The following is a 244-nucleotide window of genomic DNA, read 5'->3' as shown; positions in this document are numbered from 1 at the left end:
CAAATCGGCTGACACCACCGTCACCGATACCCAGGACACGACCGGTCTTACCCTGACCGCGACTGATACTGTGGCCGAAGGCGGTTCGATCGTTTACACCGCGACCCTGAGCAACGCTGCCGGTACGCCTGTTACCGTCACCCTGAGCAACGGCGCGGTCATACACATCGACGCTGGCAAAACCACTGGTACCGTCACCGTTGATGCGCCGAAGGACGACGTCTACAAAGATGCCGGCAAGGTG

The 244-nt window shown here is 60.2% G+C and carries 1 protein-coding gene; it reads left to right on the top strand.

Annotated elements, in window-relative coordinates:
• The coding region (locus tag ACLEJQ_RS25860) for an immunoglobulin-like domain-containing protein (RefSeq protein ID WP_440799959.1) at window positions 1-244 on the top strand (244 nt) is incomplete at both ends.

The sequence above is a fragment of the Pseudomonas sp. SMV71 genome, assembly GCF_052042015.1.
Classification (GTDB): domain Bacteria; phylum Pseudomonadota; class Gammaproteobacteria; order Pseudomonadales; family Pseudomonadaceae; genus Aquipseudomonas.
The sequence above is the reverse complement of the archived record's forward strand: the minus strand, read 5'-3'. Positions and strand labels throughout refer to the sequence as shown.